The sequence below is a fragment of the Bradyrhizobium glycinis genome, assembly GCF_016031655.1.
Classification (GTDB): domain Bacteria; phylum Pseudomonadota; class Alphaproteobacteria; order Rhizobiales; family Xanthobacteraceae; genus Bradyrhizobium; species Bradyrhizobium glycinis.
Genome location: NZ_JACCHQ010000009.1, coordinates 181,411 through 199,425, shown reverse-complemented (window position 1 = coordinate 199,425; position 18,015 = coordinate 181,411). Strand labels below are relative to the sequence as shown.

Sequence of the window (18,015 nt, the reverse complement as noted above, 5' to 3'; positions counted from 1 at the left end):
CGCAGCCACCTCAGTTCTCGGACTCGGTGAACACCTCGTCGCGCTTGGCGCGCAACACGGGTAGCACCGTAAGGACAAGCAGGCTTGCCGCGACCGCAAGCAGCACCGCCGACAACGGGCGCGTCAGGAACACGCTCCAGTCGCCGCGCGAGATCAGCAGCGCCCGGCGCAGGTTCTCTTCCATCAGCGGTCCCAGCACCATGCCGAGCAAGAGCGGTGCCGGCTCGAAATCGTGCTTGATCAGCCAATAGCCGACGAGACCGAAGATGCCCGCGAGGATGACGTCGACCGGCGCGTTGTTCACCGAATAGATGCCGATCGCGCAGAAGATCACGATCGAGGGGAACATCAGCCGGTAGGGCACGCGCAAGAGCCGCACCCAGATTCCGACCAGCGGCAGGTTGATGATGATCAGCATCAGATTGCCGATCCACATCGAGGCGATCATGCCCCAGACCAGATCCGGCTGCTTCTGCATCACCTGCGGACCGGGCACGATGCCATGGATGGTCATCGCGCCCACCATCAGTGCCATCACCGCGTTCGGTGGGATGCCGAGGGTGAGCAGCGGAATGAATGAGGTCTGTGCCGCGGCGTTGTTGGCACTCTCCGGCCCCGCCACACCCTCGATCGCGCCGCGGCCGAACCGGGACGGGTTCTTTGAGAGCTTCTTCTCGAGCGTGTAGGCCGCGAAGGACGCGATCACCGCGCCTCCGCCGGGCAGGATGCCCAGGATCGAGCCGAGCACAGTGCCGCGCAGGATCGGCGGCGTCGAATCGGCCAGATCCTTCCTGGTCGGCATCAGGCCGGTGATCTTCTGCTGCACGAGGTCGCGGTTCATCTCGGCGCCGTGGTCGAGGTTGCGGATGATCTCGGCAAAGCCGAACACACCCATCGCCACGGTCGCAAAGCCGAGGCCGTCGGCGAGCTCGGGAATGTTGAAAGCCATGCGCGAGGCACCGGTCTCGATGTCCGAACCGACCATCGAGAGCAACAGGCCGAACACGATCATCGCGATCGCCTTCAGCACCGAGCCCTTGGCCAGCACCACCGCGAAGATCAGGCCGAGCACCATCAGCGAGAAATACTCGGCCGGGCCGAACGCCAGCGCGAGTTTCGTCAGGGGTGCGCCGAGCAGTGCGATCAGGACGGTCGCGACGCAGCCGGCGAAGAACGAGCCGATCGCGGCGATCGCCAGCGCCGGGCCGGCACGGCCCTGCTTGGCCATCTGGTGACCGTCGATGGCGGTCACGACCGATGTCGCCTCACCGGGTATGTTGACCAGGATCGACGTGGTCGAGCCGCCATATTGCGCGCCGTAATAGATGCCGGCGAGCATGATCAGCGCGCCGACCGGCGGCAGCCCGAAGGTGATCGGCAGCAGCATCGCGACGGTGGCAATGGTGCCGATGCCAGGGAGAACGCCGACCAGCGTGCCGACGAGGGCGCCGATCAGGCACATCAGGAGATTGATCGGAGAGAACGCGACGGCGAAGCCGTGGGCGAGGTTGGCAAAGATATCCATCACGCCCTCACTGGTTCAGGAAACGCGGAAACATCGGCATCGGCAGCCCGAGCACGTATGGGAAAAGGATTGCACAGCCGAGCGTCAGGCAGGCGCCGACGATCGCCGCTTCCAGCCAGCGCGTCTCGTGCGAGCCCGTCGCCGCGATCATGAAGCTGGTAAAAGCCGTGACCACGAGGCCGAGCGGCCGGATCGCCAGCGCGAAGAACAGGATCGCCGCCATCACGAACAGCGGTCCGCGCCAGGAATAATGGGCAAGCGCCGGCCCCTCCGTGATCAGGCCGGTCAACGCAATGCCCGCAGACAGGGCAACCAGCAGCCCGCCGAACATGCGTGGCGCAGTGCCCGCACCGAAGGAGAAGCCACGCATGCCCTGCAAATCGCTCGACGCCCATAGCGCGAACAGGGCAACGGCCATCAGCACGACACCGCCGACGTAATCTTGCGCCGAACGGATGGTCATGAACAGCGTAAGGATGGCGACCGCAAATACCGGGTAGGAATAGATCAGCGCCAGCAGCACCTCGGACGACATCTTCTTGGCGCCGCCGCCGAACGATCCGAACATGGCGCTGGGCGCGCCGGCGAGCAGCGCCGTCGCGTGGCTGGTGACGACCGCCGCCGGACCGCGGCCGGTCCCCCAGCCGAAAATCGTCCCGATCGACCAGATCAATTCGAAAATCTGCGGCGCAAGCGCCAGCAGACAAAAGCCGAGCGCCAGCCGGGTGTTTCGGGTGGCCGTCGCTGAGTGGCCCATCGTGTCGGCCATGTCTGTCTCCTCCGCGACCCGTAAGTCACGAGCACTGTTGTTCTAAATCGGCTGGAACTGGATACCCCGCCCGGATCACTGCCTAGCGATTTTCATCAGACAATGCCAGCAAAACCCAACACGCCGCCGGCAGGCAGAAGCAAAAGTGGATTGATGCGCGAGATGGACGCGACCACCGCAACCACCGCGGTCAAAAGCAGTGCAGCAATTCAGGGGGATTAACGTCACGATAAGCACGTTCGGATCTGGCGAGAGCTGTGAGATCGCATCGGTGTCTGGTGCTTTGCCTCGACCGCGATGCTGTGCGTCTCCAGCACTGCCGCCGCAAGGGCCAGGAACAGCGACCGGCCCCGGCCGTCCGGAGCCTATCCAAAGGGAACCGCAGGATCGCACCCCAACCCTCTGTTTTTCGGAAGCTTTGCCCCCTATATTGGGGATGCCGGTTCGCCGGCTATGGAAATAAACGGTCGTCGCAATAAACCATTCGGACCCGGGGGCGGTACCCGGCGCCTCCACCAAAGCCCACCATCGGGCGAGCCCGAAGATGGGCTTTGGCGGGGGCGAAATAGGATCGACGAGGGCGTAAAGGGCGTACTTTTTCCCGGTATTGTTCCGCCGTTATCGGGCTACTGCAATAGTTGCCAACGACAACTTTGCTCCGGTTGCTCAGGCTGCGTAACGCAGTTTGAAAGACCACTCTAAAGTCCTAGTGGGTTAAGCTCCGCTAGGCGGGGTTCGGAGGCACCTGGCAACAGAAGCCTCCACTTTACACTTTGATTTCTTCCCCGGCGGGGACTCCTGCTCGCCCGTCAGGCGCGATACTATTGCGGCTTGGCGAGTCGGATCGGCAGGGTCCGGCTGCTTGGATGCAACAGGACCACCATGGCGACCGATCATATCCGATACGATGTGCTGGCCCGCGATGCGCTGCGCGGCGTGCTGCGGAAGGTGCTGAGCGATGCCGCGGCCCATGGCCTGCCGGGCGAGCACCATTTCTTCATCACCTTCGTGTCCAAGGCAGAAGGCGTGAAGCTGTCGCCGCGGCTGCTCGCGCAATATCCGGAGGAGATGACGATCATCCTCCAGCACCAGTTCTGGGACCTGACCGTGCTCGATGACCGTTTCGAGGTCGGCCTGTCCTTTGGCGGCATTCCGGAGCGGCTGGTGGTGCCGTTCAGTGCCATCAAGAGCTTCCTCGATCCGTCCGTGAAGTTCGGTCTCCAGTTCGACACCTCCGACGTCACCGAGGTCGCGCCGGACAATCTGCCGGCAGCGCCCGCGCCATCGGCCGTATCGGTCCCGTCACCTGCCGCGGAGAAGCCCGAAGCTGCCGACGAGCCGACCCCGCCGAGCCAGGGCGGCGCCGAGGTCGTCCGGCTCGATCGTTTCCGCAAGAAATAATCTAGGTTGGCCGCGAAGCCGTCGCACCCGCCCAAACTGTCTATATAGAGAAGCACATGAAAGGCCGTGCGGCGTTTCGCGCGGCAGAATGGATGTGCTCATGGCCAAAACGACCCGCACGAAGACTGCCCGCCCCGCAACCCGCACCGAGACTGACAGCTTCGGTCCTATCGAGGTCGCCGGCGACCGCTATTGGGGGGCGCAGACCGAGCGCTCGCGCCAGAACTTCCGCATCGGCACCGACCGCATGCCGATCTCGCTCGTGCACGCACTCGGCATGGTCAAGCTCGCCGCCGCGCAGTCCAATCTCGAGCTCGGCCTGCTCGACCGGCGCCGTGCCAACGCCATCATCCGCGCCGCGCGCGAGGTGATCGAAGGCAAGCTGGACGACCATTTTCCGCTTGTCGTATGGCAGACCGGCTCGGGCACTCAGAGCAACATGAACCTCAACGAGGTGATCGCCAACCGCGCCAACGAGCTGCTCGGCGGCGAGCTCGGCGCCAAGAAGCCGGTGCATCCCAACGACCACGTCAACATGAGCCAGTCGTCGAACGACTCCTTCCCGACCGCAATGCACATCGCCGCCGCAAGCCGCATCAATGCCGATCTCGTCCCTGCGCTGGGCGAGCTGCTGCGCGCGCTGCGCAAGAAGGAGAAGGAGTTCTCGAAAATCGTGAAGATCGGCCGCACCCATACCCAGGATGCGACGCCGTTGACGCTCGGTCAGGAATTCTCCGGCTATGCGGCGCAGGTCGAAAGCGGCATCACCCGGCTCAAGATCGCGGTGAAGGACCTCTACCCGCTGGCGCAGGGCGGCACAGCCGTCGGCACCGGCCTCAATTCGAAGCCGCGCTTTGCAAAGCTGTTTGCCAAGCACGTTGCCGGGATCACCAAGCTGCCCTTCACCAGCGCTGCCAACAAGTTCGAGGCGCTGGCCTCGAACGATGCCTATGTGCTGGCCCACGGCGCCATCAATTCCGTCGCGACCGGCCTGTTCAAGATCGCCAACGACATCCGCCTGCTCGGCTCCGGCCCGCGCTCGGGCCTCGGCGAATTGATCCTGCCGGAGAACGAGCCCGGCTCCTCGATCATGCCGGGCAAGGTCAACCCGACCCAATGCGAGGCGATGACCATGGTGTGCTGCCAAGTATTCGGCAATCACACCGCGATCACGGTCGCCGGCAGCCAGGGTCATTTCGAGCTCAACGTCTACAAGCCGGTGCTGGCCTACAACATGCTGCACTCGATCCGCCTGATGGCGGATGCCGCGCGCTCCTTCACCGAGCATTGCGTCAGCGGCATCCGCGCCGACGAGAAGCGCATCAAGGAGCTGATGCAGCGCTCGCTGATGCTGGTGACGGCGCTGGCGCCGAAGATCGGCTACGATAACGCCGCCAAGGTGGCCAAGACGGCGCATGCCAACGGCACGACGCTGAAGGAGGAGGCGCTGCGGCTCGGCTTCGTCTCGGCCGACGAGTTCGACCGCCTCGTGCGCCCCGAGAAGATGACGAGCCCGGGATGATTCCGAATTCCGATAGCCATCCGTAATGATACGGACGCTCGGCGCCCAAAAATATGCGGCTTTGGGGGCGGGATTTGATTACCGTCAATGTTGCGGCGGGGCGGCGTGCTACGCAGCTCTTCTGCCCTCGACGGGGCGAAATCATCGTTTGATGGCCCCAAGGGCCGATTGACGAGGACAAGCGAATGGCGATCAAGTCTTCTGCGGTGCAATGCGGCACCCTGTTTCTGAATGTTTCATCCTGCCTGAAGAGGATCGGATGATGGAGACGCGGCATGGGGAACGTCATCAACCTGAATCGTTTCAGGAAGCGCGTCGAGCGGGAAGCCTCGGCGAAGCAGGCGGACGCCAACCGGGCGAAGTTCGGGCGCACGAAGGCGGAACGGTCGTCCGAGGCGAAACGGGCGGACCAGGCCAAGGAGCATCTGGACCAGCACCGGATCGATCGCGAGGAGCAGCCATGAAGTCGCCGGTCGTGAAACGATCGATCGTCGTCGCCGGCCACAAGACCAGCGTCAGCCTGGAAGAGGCGTTCTGGAACGGCATGAAAGAGATCTCCGGCCTGCGCAACATGACGTTGTCCGAGCTGGTCGGCGAGATCGACAACAACCGTCAGCAGGGCAATCTGTCGTCGGCGATCCGTCTGTTCGTCCTGGACTACTTCAAGAGCCGCGCCATGGCCGCCCAGCCGGACAAGGTCCCGGCCCAGTAGCCGTCGGGGGACGGACGGCCCCCCGGCCTCTGCACTTTAAAATCGCTCTAAGGTGCAGCTTCGGCGGGCGGGCACGCTTGACCTCAATGCCCGGCGTTGAAAATACAGGGCATGACCGACACCACTGATACGCGTTCGCACATGCCGCTGGGTCTGGCCCAGCGCGGCTATACCGGCGTCATCCAGCACCTTGCTGCCAAAGAGGCTGGTTCGGCGCTTTCGGACGTCGAGCTCGAGAGCCGCCTGATCGAGCTCGGCTTCGTCGAGGGCGCCCGGGTCGAGATCCTGCATGAGGGGCTGGTCGGACGCGATCCGATCGCGGTACGGGTCGACAGCACCACGATCGCGGTCCGCCGTCGCGAAGCCATGGCCATCATCGTCGCCTGACGCGCGACCGGAATCTTGCCCGCAAGGCCCTTGATCCCATGGAAGCACCGCTGCTGCATCTCGCCCTGGTCGGCACGCCCAACAGCGGCAAGACCTCGCTGTTCAACGCGCTGACCGGCAGCCGCCAGAAGGTCGCGAACTATCCCGGCGTCACGGTCGAGCGCAAGGAAGGCTTCTTCGTCACCCCGTTCGGCCGCCAGGTCTCCGTGGTCGACCTGCCCGGCACCTATTCGCTGCGCGGCCGCAGCCCGGACGAGGAGATCACCCGCGACTTCGTGCTCGGCAAGGCCTCCGGCGAGACCCTGCCCGATCTCGTGCTGTGCGTCGCCGATTCCACCAATCTGCGCCTGACCATCCGCCTGCTGCTGGAGCTGAAGCGCACCGGGCGGCCGATGATCCTCGTGCTCAACATGTTCGACATCGCAAGCCGCCGCGGCATCACTGTCGACTTCGAGCGGCTCGCCAAGGCGCTCGGCGTGCCCGTGGTCACCTCGATCGCGGTGCGCAAGGGCGGCACGGCCGACCTGCTCAAGCTGACCGACGAGATTTCCGCCAAGCTCGCCGTCGAGCCGGTGGAGAACAGCTGGCGCGCGCTCAGCGTCTCCGAGCTGCGCGCCACCCAACGCGAGGCCGACCGCATCATCGCCGACTGCGTCAGCCTGCCTGCTCGCCCCGACACCTGGACCGCACGGATCGACGCCGTCGTATTGCATCCGGTCGGCGGGCTGATCGTGCTCGCGCTGATCCTGTTCGTGATGTTCCAGGCGGTGTTCGCCTGGGCCCAGCCGGCGATGGAGCTGCTGAAGTCCGGCTTCGACTCGCTCGGCGAGCTGGTGCAAGCCACCCTGCCCGACGGCTTGCTGCAAAGCTTCCTGCAGAACGGCGTGATCTCCGGCGTTGGCAGCGTCATCGTGTTCCTGCCGCAGATCATCCTCATCTTCCTGTTCATCCTGCTCCTGGAAGATTTCGGCTACATGGCGCGCGCGGCGTTCCTGATGGACCGCATCATGGGCGGCGCCGGCCTGCACGGCCGCGCCTTCATTCCGCTCTTGTCGAGCTTTGCCTGCGCCATTCCCGGCATCATGGCGACGCGCGTCATCGACAACAAGCGCGACCGGCTGACCACGATCCTGATCGCGCCGCTGATGACCTGCTCGGCGCGCATTCCGGTCTATACGCTGATCATCTCCGCCTTCATCCCGGCCAAGGACATCTGGGGCTTCGTCAACCTGCAGGGCCTCGTGATGTTCGGGCTCTACGCGACCGGGATCGTCAGCGCGCTATTGGTCTCGTTCGTGATCAAGTTCTTCATGATCCGCGATTTTGCGCCGGCGCCGTTCATGCTGGAGCTGCCGGACTACAAGATGCCGCGCCTGAAGTCCGTCGCGATCGGTATCTTCACCCGCGCGAAAATGTTCTTGTACCGCGCCGGCACCACGATCTTCTCGATGATGGTGCTGATCTGGTTCCTCGCCTCGTTCCCGCAGCCGCCCGCGGGCGCGACCGAACCCGCCATCGACTTCAGCCTGGCGGCGATGATCGGCAAGGCGCTCGAACCGCTGCTCGCACCCGTCGGCTTCAACTGGCAGATCGCGGTGGCCTTGATCCCGGGCATGGCGGCGCGCGAGGTCGCGGTCGCGGCGCTCGGCACCGTCTATGCGATCGAGGGCGGCAAGGAAGCGGTCGAGCAGATCGGCCAGGTGCTGGCGACGAAATGGTCGCTCGCGACCGCGCTGTCGATGCTGGCCTGGTACATCTTCGCCCCGCAATGCGCCTCCACGCTCGCCGTGATCCGGCGCGAGACCGGCAGCTGGGCCTGGATGGGGGTGACCTTCGCCTACATGCTGGTGCTGGCCTATGCGGCGAGCCTCGTGACGTACAACGTCGCGGTCGCGCTCGGCGCCGGCTAGCCCCTTCCAAAACAAAAAGTGCGAAAACAACCCCATGCACAGTAGACGGGGGCCGTGAAATCAATGGGTTGCGGATTATCCTAAGCCGCCGATTGCTCCGTCGGGCAAAACAATGGCATGATGTCACGATCAGCCCGCAGCGACAGCAGCATGAACGACGACACGGCACCGACGCCACGATCTGTCTCCGTGGACCATTTCACCACCGACCGCCTGAGCGCCGAGCGATTGCGCGAGGATCACCTCGCCGACCTCGTCGCGCTGCATCGCGATGCCGAGGTCTCCCGTTATCTCGGCGGGGTGCGGACGCCCGAGGTCACGAGAGCCTATCTCGGGACCAACATGGCCCATTGGGACCAGCATGGCTTCGGACTTTGGGCGCTACGGACGAGAGACGGAGACTTCGCGGGCCGGGCGGGCATCAGGCACATCGTCGTGGACGATGTCGACGAGATCGAGATCGCCTACGCATTCAAGCGCGAATTCTGGGGCCAGGGATTTGCAAGCGAGATCGCGACCGCGCTGACGGACATCGGACTATTGCAGCTTGCGCTGCCGTCCCTCATCGGCATCGTCTATGTCGGCAACGCTGCATCCCGCCGGGTGCTGGAGAAATCGAACTATCTGCTCGAGCGCAGCACGAACCGTCACGGCGAAGACGTCGTGATCTATCGCATCTGGCGGTGAATTCCAGAACGAGACCGGGGCGCAAGTGGATCGCTTGTGTTCATTTTTGAACCGACAGGATCTGCCGGTCGGCACAATCTTCCTGATAGCTGCCAACACGAAATACCAGTTTCGGCTGATCGACCCATCACGGCGCCTCCGGCATGCCGGCAGCACCGAAGCGGCGAGCGCTGGCTTTTCGGGGCGGGAACTCAAACCGACCCTGAGAGTTCCCTAAACGGACCTTTGAGCCAAATCCGGCTTCCGGCGCGCCCGGGAGCCCAAGGTGAGATTTCGGAAGCTACGCGTAAGGGGGTTCATGACCGGTCAATCCGCGGCTGCTCCGGGCAGCGACCTCAAGGATTTGCCGAGAGTTTCGACCGGCAGCGAAGGGCTGGACGACATCCTCGGCGGTGGTTTCGATGCCAACCGGATGTATCTCTATGAGGGACGGCCCGGCACAGGCAAGACCACGATCGCGCTTCAATTCCTTCTCCGAGGCGTGCGGGACGGCGAACGCGTTCTCTACATTTCTCTCTCCGAGACCAAGCGAGAGCTCAGTCTGGTGGCGCAGCGACACGGCTGGTCGCTGGACGGCGTCGACATCTTCGAGCTGGTCCCGCCGGAGACGACGCTCGATCCCGAGCGGGAGCTGACGGTTTTCCATCCCGCCGAGATGGAGCTGAGCGAGACCACGGGTCTGATCTTCAAGGAGGTCGAACGGATCAACCCCACCCGCGTGGTGCTGGACAGCCTCTCCGAATTGCGGCTGCTGGCCCAGAACCCGCTCCGCTACAGGCGCCAGGTTCTGGCCCTGAAGCACTTCTTCACCAACCGCAACTGTACCGTCGTGCTTCTCGACGATCTGTCATCCTCTCAGGACGATCTGCAACTGCATTCGATCGCGCACGGGGTGGTGATGCTCGAGCAGCTTGCCTTGGACTACGGTGCCGAGCGGCGGCGGCTTCGCGTGATCAAGATGCGCGGAATCCGCTTTCGCGGCGGCTTCCACGATTTCACCATCGCGCAAGGTGGCCTGCGGATATTTCCGCGGCTCGTCGCCGCCGAACATCACAAGTCGTTTGTCGGTGAATTCGTGTCCAGCGGCAACCCCGAACTGGACCAGTTGCTGGGGGGCGGTCTCGATCGCGGCACCAACGCCCTTTTGATCGGCGCCGCAGGCGTGGGCAAGTCTTCGGTCGCGCTCACCTATGCGATCGCGGCCGCCGAGCGTGGCGAGCATGCCGTATTCTTCGCCTTCGACGAAGGCCGCGGCACGGTCGAAGCTCGCGCCCGAACGCTCGGTCTCTCTCTGCAAAGGCATATCGAATCGGGACGAATTCGGTTTCAGCAGATCGATCCTGCCGAGCTGTCACCGGGCGAGTTCGCGGCGAACGTGCGCAGGAGCGTCGAGGTCGACAATGCCAGCGTTATCGTCATCGACAGCCTCAACGGCTATCTGAGCGCGATGCCGGATGAGCGGTTTCTCATCCTGCAAATGCATGAACTCCTCAGTTTCCTGTCTCAGCAGGGGGTGCTCACCATCTTGATCCTGGCCCAGCACGGGCTGGTGGGCCCGATGGATACACCGCTGGACCTCAGCTATCTGAGCGATGCAGTGCTGATGCTGCGCTACTTCGAGTTCGGCGGAACGGTGCGGCGCGCCCTGTCGGTCGTGAAAAAGCGCAGCGGCAATCACGAGCATAGCATCCGCGAGTTCCGGCTCGGCGGTTCCGGGATCAGGCTCGGCCCGCCACTCCGGGAGTTCAGCGGCATCTTTTCCGGCAATCCGCGCTATACTGGCACGGCACTCCCCGAAGGACCGGCTGAATGAGCGCAGACCGGGATCACCGGGTTCTCATTTTTGCTCCGATCGGGCGCGACGGACCGGCTTCGGCCGAGCTTTTGCGCGGCGCGAACCTGGCGGCCGTCACCTGCAGAAGCCTGCTCGAACTTGTCAGCGAAATGACTGCTGGCGTCGGCACCGTGTTCTTGGCCGAAGAAGGATTGTTCGGCAAGGACACCGGGCCGCTGGCGCAATGGATAGCGGACCAACCGCCGTGGTCCGACCTCCCTTTTGTCGTCCTCACCAGCCATCGGGCGCAGCCTGCGGTCGTCGCTTGGCGGCGCAGCATCGTCGAGCTTCTCCGCAACGTTTCGCTGCTCGAACGGCCGGTTCAGCCGATCACGCTGACCAGCACCGTCCAATCCGCACTGCGGGCCCGCCGGCGTCAATATGAGATCCGGGCGCTGCTCGAGGCACGCGAGCAGACGGCGCAGGAGCTCGAGAAGCTGGTGATCCAGCGGACGAAGGCGCTGGAAGAGGCCAACAGGCAGCTTCGCCTCGAAATGGAAGAACGTGCTCGCGTGGAAGAGACGCTGCGCCAGGCTCAGAAGATCGAAGCGATCGGCCAGCTCACCGGCGGCGTGGCCCATGACTTCAACAATCTCCTGATGGTGATTTCCGGTGGCCTCGACATGCTCGACCGCCAAGCTGATCCGAATCGCCGTCGCCGCCTGATGGAGGGCATGATCCAGGCCGCGCAGCGCGGTGCCAGCTTGACCAAGCAGCTTCTGGCATTTTCTCGGCGGCAGAAGCTCCGGCCGGAGCCCGTCGACGTCGCCGCGCAGATCGGCGGCATGCGTGAACTGCTCGATCGCAGCCTGAGGGGCGACGTCCATGTCGAGTTTGATTTTCCGGAGCAGCTTTGGCCGGTGGAGGTCGATCCCGGCGAGCTCGAGCTCGTCATTCTCAACCTGGCCGTCAACGCCCGCGACGCCATGCCCAATGGCGGCACGATCGTCGTGCGCGGCGAAAATCTACCCGACCTGAACGATGGAGAGATCGCCGGCGACTACGTTCGGCTGTCTGTCATCGACACAGGCGTCGGCATGCCTCCGGAGATCATGTCGCGGGTGTTCGAGCCGTTCTTCACCACCAAAGACATCGGCAAGGGGTCGGGACTTGGACTCGCGCAAGTCCATGGATTTGCGACGCAGTCGCGAGGCACGGTGCGAATTCAATCGGAGGTCGGACGAGGCACGAGCATCGAGCTGTACCTGCCGCGATCCTTCGAGACTCCTTCCGGCGAGCGACACCTCATCGACCTCACCAGGGTGCGCCCGAAAAAGAGCAATCAGGGGCAGATCCTGCTGGTGGAGGACGATAACGAGGTTGCCGCGCTGGTCAGCGAGATGCTCGGTCAGCTCGGTTACGAGGTCACACTGGCTTCCAGTGCCGCGGCAGCGCTTGGTGCCTTGGCAGATGGCCGTCCCATCGATCTGATTTTCTCGGACATCATGATGCCGGGCGGCATGAACGGAATCGAGCTTGCGCGCGAGATCAGGAAGAGACGAAGCGACATACCGATATTGCTGACCAGCGGATACGCCGAAGCCTCGGTCCATGAAGCGGAAGGCGCGGGTATCGAGATCCTGTCCAAGCCCTATCACATCGACGAGCTCGCTGCGGCTTTGAGCGCGGCGAAGTCAGGTCTTCGGCGCGCTGCAGGCTCCAAACGTTCGAACTCCTGCTGAGAGGTCGCGGATTACGGTGCGCTCCAGTCTGCGCGCGATCTCAGGAACCTTACCGGAAATATCCCAGCACGAGATCGACATCGGCGCTGCGGGCCGACGTGCCGTTCAGCTCGGCGTCGATGACGCGGCGGCAGGCGTCCACCGCGGCATGATCGCCGAGGTCGTTGGCGGCTTCAAGCACGAGCCAGGCGGCGTCCACCGAGGCCTTGTCCGGAGCTGCGCCGCCGAGATCGGTGGCGCCGGCATTGGCGAGATTCTTCTTGCGAACGGCGGTGCCGAATTGAGGCAACATTGCAGGTACTCCCCTCTCCTCAGTGGACCTGTCAGTGGACTTGGAGCTCGGGCTGACGGCCCGCATCGACACCCGCGCCGGTCTTGCGCGACTGGTAGAACTTCAGAATGCTGCGCGAGGTCTCGATGTTGAGCCGGCCGTACTCGCGCTCGTTATCCTGGAGCTCGCGCGCCGTGATCAGATGATCCTTGGCGCCGAGGAACAACAGCGACATCGTCGTGTCCCAGGAGAAGTCGAGAGCCTTGCACAGAACCAGGATCATCTCGCGATTGCGGTCCATCAGCGCGCGCTCGATCACGTCGACCGGCAGCGCCGACAGCAGCGACAGGCCGATCTGCACTTCGTCGAAGCGGTGCTGGCGGGCATAGTTCGAGATCGAATCCTGATTGAGATTGCCCTGGCGATACTGCGTCGTGACCACGCGCTTGGCGACGAAATAGCTGCGCGACGACGGGCCGAACTTGGACTGGAGATCGCCGGTGACCTCGGTCACCGAGCTCTGGATCTGCGACATCATCTCGGGCCGCTCGGTTTCGAGGCGGCGGCGGACGTCTTCGGACGCCTTCGCGATCAGCTGCTGGAAAATGTGGCGCGGCACGTCCTTGCGCAGGCCGAGCTGCTCGGCAAGGATCGAATCGCCCTCGGCGCGGCGGACCATGTGCAAGAGGCCCGAGCCGGAGAAGCGCGCGCCTTCGTTCTTGGCGACCGAGGTCACGACCTCCTGGTTGCCGCGCTTGACCAGCACGTCGGTCACGGCTTCGCCGATCGACTGGCGCTGCGAGATCGCCAGCAGATGCGCCTGGCCCTTGGTCATGGCGCTCTGGACCAGCATCTTCTCGTCGATGCGGTTGGAGTCGCGCAGCACGGGACCGGCAACCGCGATCTCGTCGTCGAGGGCGAGCTTTTCGATGACGTTGAGCGGGGCATGATCGCAGGCCGACATCACTTCAGAGAGCTGCGCGCGCGCTGCCACCTCGATCTCGTCGGCGAGCCGGCCGATCACCTCGCCGAACATGCTGATCTCGTCGTCGCTATAACGGCCGGTGATCAGGATGTCGGTCGCATGCCACAATGCACGCGCCCGGCTTTCGTCGGTGCCGCGCGCGATCGCGTCGTCCAGATCCTGCAGAAGCGATTTCGCCCCGTTCATCTCGATCACCCCAGTTCTTGGCAAGCCCGTTGGCGGGCCGTCCCGCCGCTCGCGGCGCGACGCCGAATTCCTCTGGGAACCCACGCTAGAGATGAAACGCGAGAATTCAGTAAAGTCGGCAAATCAGTTTTGCCGACGAAAATTCGTTCAAATGCGAGGGAATGGATTAACTGTTGCGCATGAGCCGAGAAGCTTGAGGCACTGAAACCTCTCCGCGCGTCATGGCCGGGCTTGTCCCGGCCATCCACGCCTTGCCGCATCGCACGAAGAACGTGGATGCCCGGGACAAGCCCGGGCATGACGAGCATCGACAACGGAGCGCTTTGGATAGCGTGTCGCCTACGGATTTTGCGGCGTCAGCACCAGCGGCGGCTTCGGCCTGGGCTTGGCGGGCGGCGGGCCCGGGGCCGGCTTCACGTCGATCGGCGGCGGGAGCGGAGCGAGCTGCTGGCTGGCAAGCGGCGGGCTCGGGAGTTGCGCGCTCGGGAGTTGCGGGCTCGGCGCGGCCGGAGCGGCCTGCGGAGCCTTCGGGGTCGGCGCCACCTTGGGCTTTGCCGGCGCGCGGCGCGGGTCCTGGCCCGGCAGCGGCACATTGGCCGGCGCCTGCTCGGGCGCGCCATCGGGAGACACCAGCGTCGGCAGCGCAGCGGTGGCCGGCGGTGGCTCGCCGCGCTCGATGGCGTCCAGGCGCCGCGTCTCGCGATCGATCGTGCGCACCGCGAGCCATGACGACAGCGGCGCGAGGTCGATGGTGCGGCTCAGCCTGTCGGGCGGGCCTGCCGCAAACAGCTGGATCTCGGGCGGGGCGCCGGAGAGCCCGGTCATGATCGGCGTCAGGCTGGCGCGGATGTCGGCCTGGTCCGCAGGAATGTCGTAGCCGCCGGAGACGATGGCGCGGGCGTTCTTCGCTTCCAGCGGCGTTGCACCGACGCGCAGGCGGCCGTCACGGATCGTGAACGGGATTTGCGCCGAGGGCACCGCGATGCGCCCCGACGACAGCGCGGGCTCGACGAGCTGCCGCAGCCGGTTGTCGTCGCTGACCTGGCCGCCGTCGCTGGCGCGGATGGCGATCTCGAACGCACGCGGATTGAGGCCGGCGATCTCGGCGGATTCGAGCGTCACCGTGCCGTTGCCGGCGAGCGCACCGGTCAAGGCCGCGACGCTGCGGCCCTGGCTGGTCAGCGCCATCTGCACCGAGGCGCGCCCCTTGGGAAGGGCAAGGTCGCGATAGCGCAGCGCCGCTGCATCGACATTGCCGAGTTCGATGCGCGCGTTCAGCGCAAGACCACCCGCGCCATTGCGCGCGTCCAGGCTCGCGGACATCTCGCCGCCACCGACGCCGCCCTTGAGCGCATCGAACGCGAGCGACTGGCCGTCGCTCCGGATCGTGCCGCCGAAGGGGCGCAGCTCGATGCCGCCCGGCAACGTTCCGCGCAAGGCCTGGAAGGCGATCCGGCCGCGCCAGCCGCTGACCAATCCTGCGCTGAGCGGCTCGCCGGTCTCGCGACCGGCTGCGCCAATGGCGATTGCGAGCGCCGGCGCCAGATCGAGCGAGTCGAGACCGACCTCGCCGTCGATGCTCTTGTCCTGATCGAGCATCATCGAAACATGGCCGCGCAGATGCGAGCCCGCTGCATTGCCGTCGAGATCGCCGAAGGTCAGGCGATTGCCGGAGAGCGTAAGGCGGGAGGACAGGCTGACATTCTGTGCCGACTTGTCGGCCGGTCTGCTCCCGAGCAACGGCGCCAGATTGGCGTTGCGCACGCGCAGGTTCACGCTCGCTTTGGGTTCGGACGATTTGGGTTCAGATGATTTGGGCTCAGACCATTCGACGGTGCCTTGCGCGTCGGCATCGAGCCCGCCGCCGCTGAGCTTTGCGTTCAATTGCGAGGGACGGCGCCAGGCTCCGCTCAGCCGTCCTTCGAATTGCGAGGCGCCCTCGCCCGCGGCCACGATGCGGTCGAGCCCGAGCAGTGCCAACAAGGCGCCGGCCTGCGGCGCCGCCACTTTCGAGTCGAGCGTGAAGTCGCTGTTGCGCAGGCGTTCAAGGTCGACGCCGCCGATGGCGGCCGCCGGCGTCTGCGCGGCCAGGGTCGCCGTCGCCTTGAGCTGGGGTGCGTCGAGATCGAGCACGACACGGGCATTGCTGCGATCGGCATGCTCGGCGTTCTTGTCGAGACTGAGATCGAGCTTGAGACGGGTCGCGCCGGGCAAGGACGGGAGCGCGTCGAGGCGCGCGCGCACCGCGGGCGCAAACGGCTCGAGCAGCGCGGTGAGCTCGTGCAGCGAATTGGCCGAGGATTTCAGCGCGAGCTTGCCGGTCGTCTTGGCGCGGTCGAAGCTGCCGCTCGCCTCCGAGGTCACGCCGCCGGCCTGGCCGAAGCGCAGCTGCTCCAGCGACAGCGACGCCGGGCTGTAGGCGAGCCTGGCTGCGAACGGCCGCAGCTCCTGGCCGGCGGAGATCGCGCGGCCGATATCGAGCGAGAGCTTTGCCTCTTCCGGCCATTCGCCTTGCGGCCCCGCCAGCGCGCGCACGAAGCTCGCGGCGGCATCGAGGTCGAGCCGGTCGGCCCTGAGGTCCGCATCGATCCGCGAGCCCTTGCTTGGATCTGTTTGCACGAAGCCGATGCGGCCTTCGACGGCGCCGCCGTCGATGTCGGCCTTCAGCCTGTCGATGGCGAGATGATTGGCGGCGATGGTGATGTCGCCGGCGAGACGTAGCGGCCGCGTGCTGCGGCGGTTGATTTCGCTGCGGCCTTGCAGCCAGGCCACCAGCGCGTCGGGATCTGCGGATTCGACGCTGAGCCGGCCGCTGAAACTGTCAGCGCCGGGAGTCGCGCCATTGAGCGAGAGCTGCGTCATGCCGGGCGCGCGCAGCTCCAGCCGCCGGAAGGTCCAGGACCGGCCGTCGGTCGCAAGCTCGGTCACGATGTTCTGGAGCGGACGGCCGCCGAGCATGATCTGATCGGCATTGAACTCGATCTGGGCCGGGATCGGTGCCTGCGGGATCGCCGCCAGCCCTGCGCGCAGCGCCGATACGACGCGCTGCGGATCGGCATCGTCCTTGGCGGCGAGCCTGTCGGCATCGACCTGCCGCGCCGACAGCACCGCGCGCAGCAAGGGCGATGCGCCAAACCTGAGATCGCCGACGCCACCGACCTTCAAGGCGGTATCCTCCGGGCCGAAGCTCACATCGATCTGCTCGAATTTCGCGCCGGCCGGATCGGCCTTGAGCCTGGTCGCGAGCTTCCAGGGCGTCGGCCCCGCCTCGCCCGCCTTCTTAGGCACCGGCACGGCGAGGGTCAGCGCGCCCTCGAATTTCGGCTGGCGGTTGTCGAAGGCGAGCACGCCTTCGAGATCGGCGAGGATTGCGCGCTCTCCGGGATCGATGTTGAGGTGGAGACGAGTGGCGCTGCCGTCGGCGCTGGGGCCGGAGGAGACGCGGAACGGGTAGCGCACGCCGCGCGCCATGAAACTGCCGTCGCCACGCACCGAGCCTGCCAGCGAACGCACGTCGCCGGAGAAGGCGATGTCATTCAATTCCAGCGTCGAACGGCTGGCGGCATCGTGCAGAGCGATGCGGCCGGTGAGGTTCAGCCGCTCGATGGCGAGGGACGCCAGGTTGAAGGTGCCGCTCGCGGTGGAGGGCAGATCGACCCGCCCGCGCGCGTCCAATCCGAGATCCAGCGCCATGCCGCCGACCGAAAGCTCGGTGGCGCGCCATTCGCCGCGCATCAGGGAGCCCAGGCTGAACTCGACGTCGAGCTTGTCGGCGCGCAGGCGGCCGAGATCGTTGTTGCCGCCGAAGGTGACGCCGCGCAGCCGCAGCGTCGGCGCCGGCAACAGGCGCGCATCGAGCTCGCCCGCCACCCGCACCGGCACGCCGATGATCTTGCCGGCCTCCGCCTCGAACTGGGACCTGAACTGGTTCCAGTCGATGTAGTAAGGCCCGATCAGCGCGGCCAGCAGCGCAATGATGAAGGCAATCGCCAATCCGAGCAGCGTCGTCTGCACGGGTCTCCCCTCGGCCAAACCGGCCCGGGCCGAAGCTGAGGGCCTCAGGCGCGCCGGAACAGCCCCTTATATAGGGGGAAGTGTGGCGATGTCACAGCGACTGTTGCGCGCGGAGTTAACGCGCGCGGCC

At 65.3% G+C, this 18,015-nt stretch carries 14 protein-coding genes and 1 other RNA gene; 10 read left to right on the top strand and 5 right to left on the bottom strand.

The window, feature by feature from the left end; genetic code table 11:
* Positions 1–10: 10 nt before the first annotated feature.
* Positions 11–1,525 carry a tripartite tricarboxylate transporter permease gene (locus HZZ16_RS16270; RefSeq protein WP_197949439.1) on the bottom strand — a complete coding sequence of 505 codons (1,515 nt, stop codon included), beginning with the start codon at positions 1,523–1,525 and terminating at the stop codon, positions 11–13.
* A gap of 7 nt (positions 1,526–1,532) precedes the next feature.
* Positions 1,533–2,294: a tripartite tricarboxylate transporter TctB family protein gene (locus HZZ16_RS16265; protein WP_197949438.1), complete on the bottom strand. Its 762-nt coding sequence runs from the start codon at positions 2,292–2,294 to the stop codon at positions 1,533–1,535.
* Positions 2,295–2,693: 399 nt separating this feature from the next.
* Here HZZ16_RS16265 and ssrA point away from each other — a divergent pair.
* The 10 genes from ssrA (at position 2,694) to HZZ16_RS16215 (ending at position 12,429) form a co-directional block, all read left to right on the top strand.
* Positions 2,694–3,060, top strand: a transfer-messenger RNA (tmRNA) gene (gene ssrA / locus HZZ16_RS16260).
* A 116-nt stretch (positions 3,061–3,176) separates the two neighbouring features.
* Positions 3,177–3,695, top strand: coding sequence for an SspB family protein (locus HZZ16_RS16255; protein WP_197949437.1), 519 nt, complete (start codon positions 3,177–3,179; stop codon positions 3,693–3,695).
* Between the two features lie 88 nt (positions 3,696–3,783).
* Positions 3,784–5,217: a class II fumarate hydratase gene (gene fumC / locus HZZ16_RS16250; protein ID WP_197949436.1), complete on the top strand. Its 1,434-nt coding sequence runs from the start codon at positions 3,784–3,786 to the stop codon at positions 5,215–5,217.
* A 275-nt stretch (positions 5,218–5,492) separates the two neighbouring features.
* The gene (locus HZZ16_RS16245) at positions 5,493–5,681 is read left to right on the top strand and encodes a DUF4169 family protein (protein WP_109144934.1); all 189 of its coding nucleotides are present in this window, start codon (positions 5,493–5,495) and stop codon (positions 5,679–5,681) included.
* A complete protein-coding gene (locus HZZ16_RS16240; protein ID WP_025038043.1) occupies positions 5,678–5,929 on the top strand; it encodes a ribbon-helix-helix domain-containing protein in 252 nt (83 codons plus the stop codon). Before HZZ16_RS16245 ends, HZZ16_RS16240 begins: the two co-directional genes overlap by 4 nt.
* A gap of 111 nt (positions 5,930–6,040) precedes the next feature.
* Complete coding sequence (locus HZZ16_RS16235; protein ID WP_036006563.1) at positions 6,041–6,316, top strand: FeoA family protein; 276 nt, start codon at positions 6,041–6,043, stop codon at positions 6,314–6,316.
* 38 nt (positions 6,317–6,354) lie between these two features.
* Positions 6,355–8,226, top strand: coding sequence for a ferrous iron transporter B (gene feoB / locus HZZ16_RS16230; RefSeq protein WP_197949435.1), 1,872 nt, complete (start codon positions 6,355–6,357; stop codon positions 8,224–8,226).
* Positions 8,227–8,415: 189 nt separating this feature from the next.
* Entirely contained in the window at positions 8,416–8,913 is a 498-nt protein-coding gene (locus tag HZZ16_RS16225; protein WP_197949504.1) for a GNAT family N-acetyltransferase, read from the top strand.
* 298 nt (positions 8,914–9,211) lie between these two features.
* Positions 9,212–10,726, top strand: a complete 1,515-nt coding sequence (locus HZZ16_RS16220) for an ATPase domain-containing protein (RefSeq protein WP_197949434.1) — start codon at positions 9,212–9,214, stop codon at positions 10,724–10,726.
* Complete coding sequence (locus HZZ16_RS16215; protein ID WP_197949433.1) at positions 10,723–12,429, top strand: ATP-binding protein; 1,707 nt, start codon at positions 10,723–10,725, stop codon at positions 12,427–12,429. Before HZZ16_RS16220 ends, HZZ16_RS16215 begins: the two co-directional genes overlap by 4 nt.
* A gap of 49 nt (positions 12,430–12,478) precedes the next feature.
* Here the strand turns inward: HZZ16_RS16215 and HZZ16_RS16210 are convergent, their stop codons facing one another.
* From HZZ16_RS16210 to HZZ16_RS16200, 3 genes are all read right to left on the bottom strand, one after another.
* Positions 12,479–12,721, bottom strand: coding sequence for a hypothetical protein (locus HZZ16_RS16210; protein WP_197949432.1), 243 nt, complete (start codon positions 12,719–12,721; stop codon positions 12,479–12,481).
* 31 nt (positions 12,722–12,752) lie between these two features.
* A complete protein-coding gene (locus tag HZZ16_RS16205) occupies positions 12,753–13,871 on the bottom strand; it encodes a DUF2336 domain-containing protein (RefSeq protein ID WP_197949431.1) in 1,119 nt (372 codons plus the stop codon).
* A gap of 339 nt (positions 13,872–14,210) precedes the next feature.
* The gene (locus tag HZZ16_RS16200) at positions 14,211–17,885 is read right to left on the bottom strand and encodes an AsmA family protein (protein ID WP_197949430.1); all 3,675 of its coding nucleotides are present in this window, start codon (positions 17,883–17,885) and stop codon (positions 14,211–14,213) included.
* Positions 17,886–18,015: the final 130 nt, after the last annotated feature.

Bases quoted from the DNA above. Each gene is read 5' to 3' on its own strand.
- HZZ16_RS16270 (WP_197949439.1), bottom strand. From the start codon at position 1,525: ATGGATATCTTTGCCAACCTCGCCCACGGCTTCGCCGTCGCGTTCTCT.
- HZZ16_RS16265 (WP_197949438.1), bottom strand. From the start codon at position 2,294: ATGGCCGACACGATGGGCCACTCAGCGACGGCCACCCGAAACACCCGG.
- HZZ16_RS16255 (WP_197949437.1), top strand. From the start codon at position 3,177: ATGGCGACCGATCATATCCGATACGATGTGCTGGCCCGCGATGCGCTG.
- fumC (WP_197949436.1), top strand. From the start codon at position 3,784: ATGGATGTGCTCATGGCCAAAACGACCCGCACGAAGACTGCCCGCCCC.
- HZZ16_RS16245 (WP_109144934.1), top strand. From the start codon at position 5,493: ATGGGGAACGTCATCAACCTGAATCGTTTCAGGAAGCGCGTCGAGCGG.
- HZZ16_RS16240 (WP_025038043.1), top strand. From the start codon at position 5,678: ATGAAGTCGCCGGTCGTGAAACGATCGATCGTCGTCGCCGGCCACAAG.
- HZZ16_RS16235 (WP_036006563.1), top strand. From the start codon at position 6,041: ATGACCGACACCACTGATACGCGTTCGCACATGCCGCTGGGTCTGGCC.
- feoB (WP_197949435.1), top strand. From the start codon at position 6,355: ATGGAAGCACCGCTGCTGCATCTCGCCCTGGTCGGCACGCCCAACAGC.
- HZZ16_RS16220 (WP_197949434.1), top strand. From the start codon at position 9,212: ATGACCGGTCAATCCGCGGCTGCTCCGGGCAGCGACCTCAAGGATTTG.
- HZZ16_RS16215 (WP_197949433.1), top strand. From the start codon at position 10,723: ATGAGCGCAGACCGGGATCACCGGGTTCTCATTTTTGCTCCGATCGGG.
- HZZ16_RS16210 (WP_197949432.1), bottom strand. From the start codon at position 12,721: ATGTTGCCTCAATTCGGCACCGCCGTTCGCAAGAAGAATCTCGCCAAT.
- HZZ16_RS16205 (WP_197949431.1), bottom strand. From the start codon at position 13,871: ATGAACGGGGCGAAATCGCTTCTGCAGGATCTGGACGACGCGATCGCG.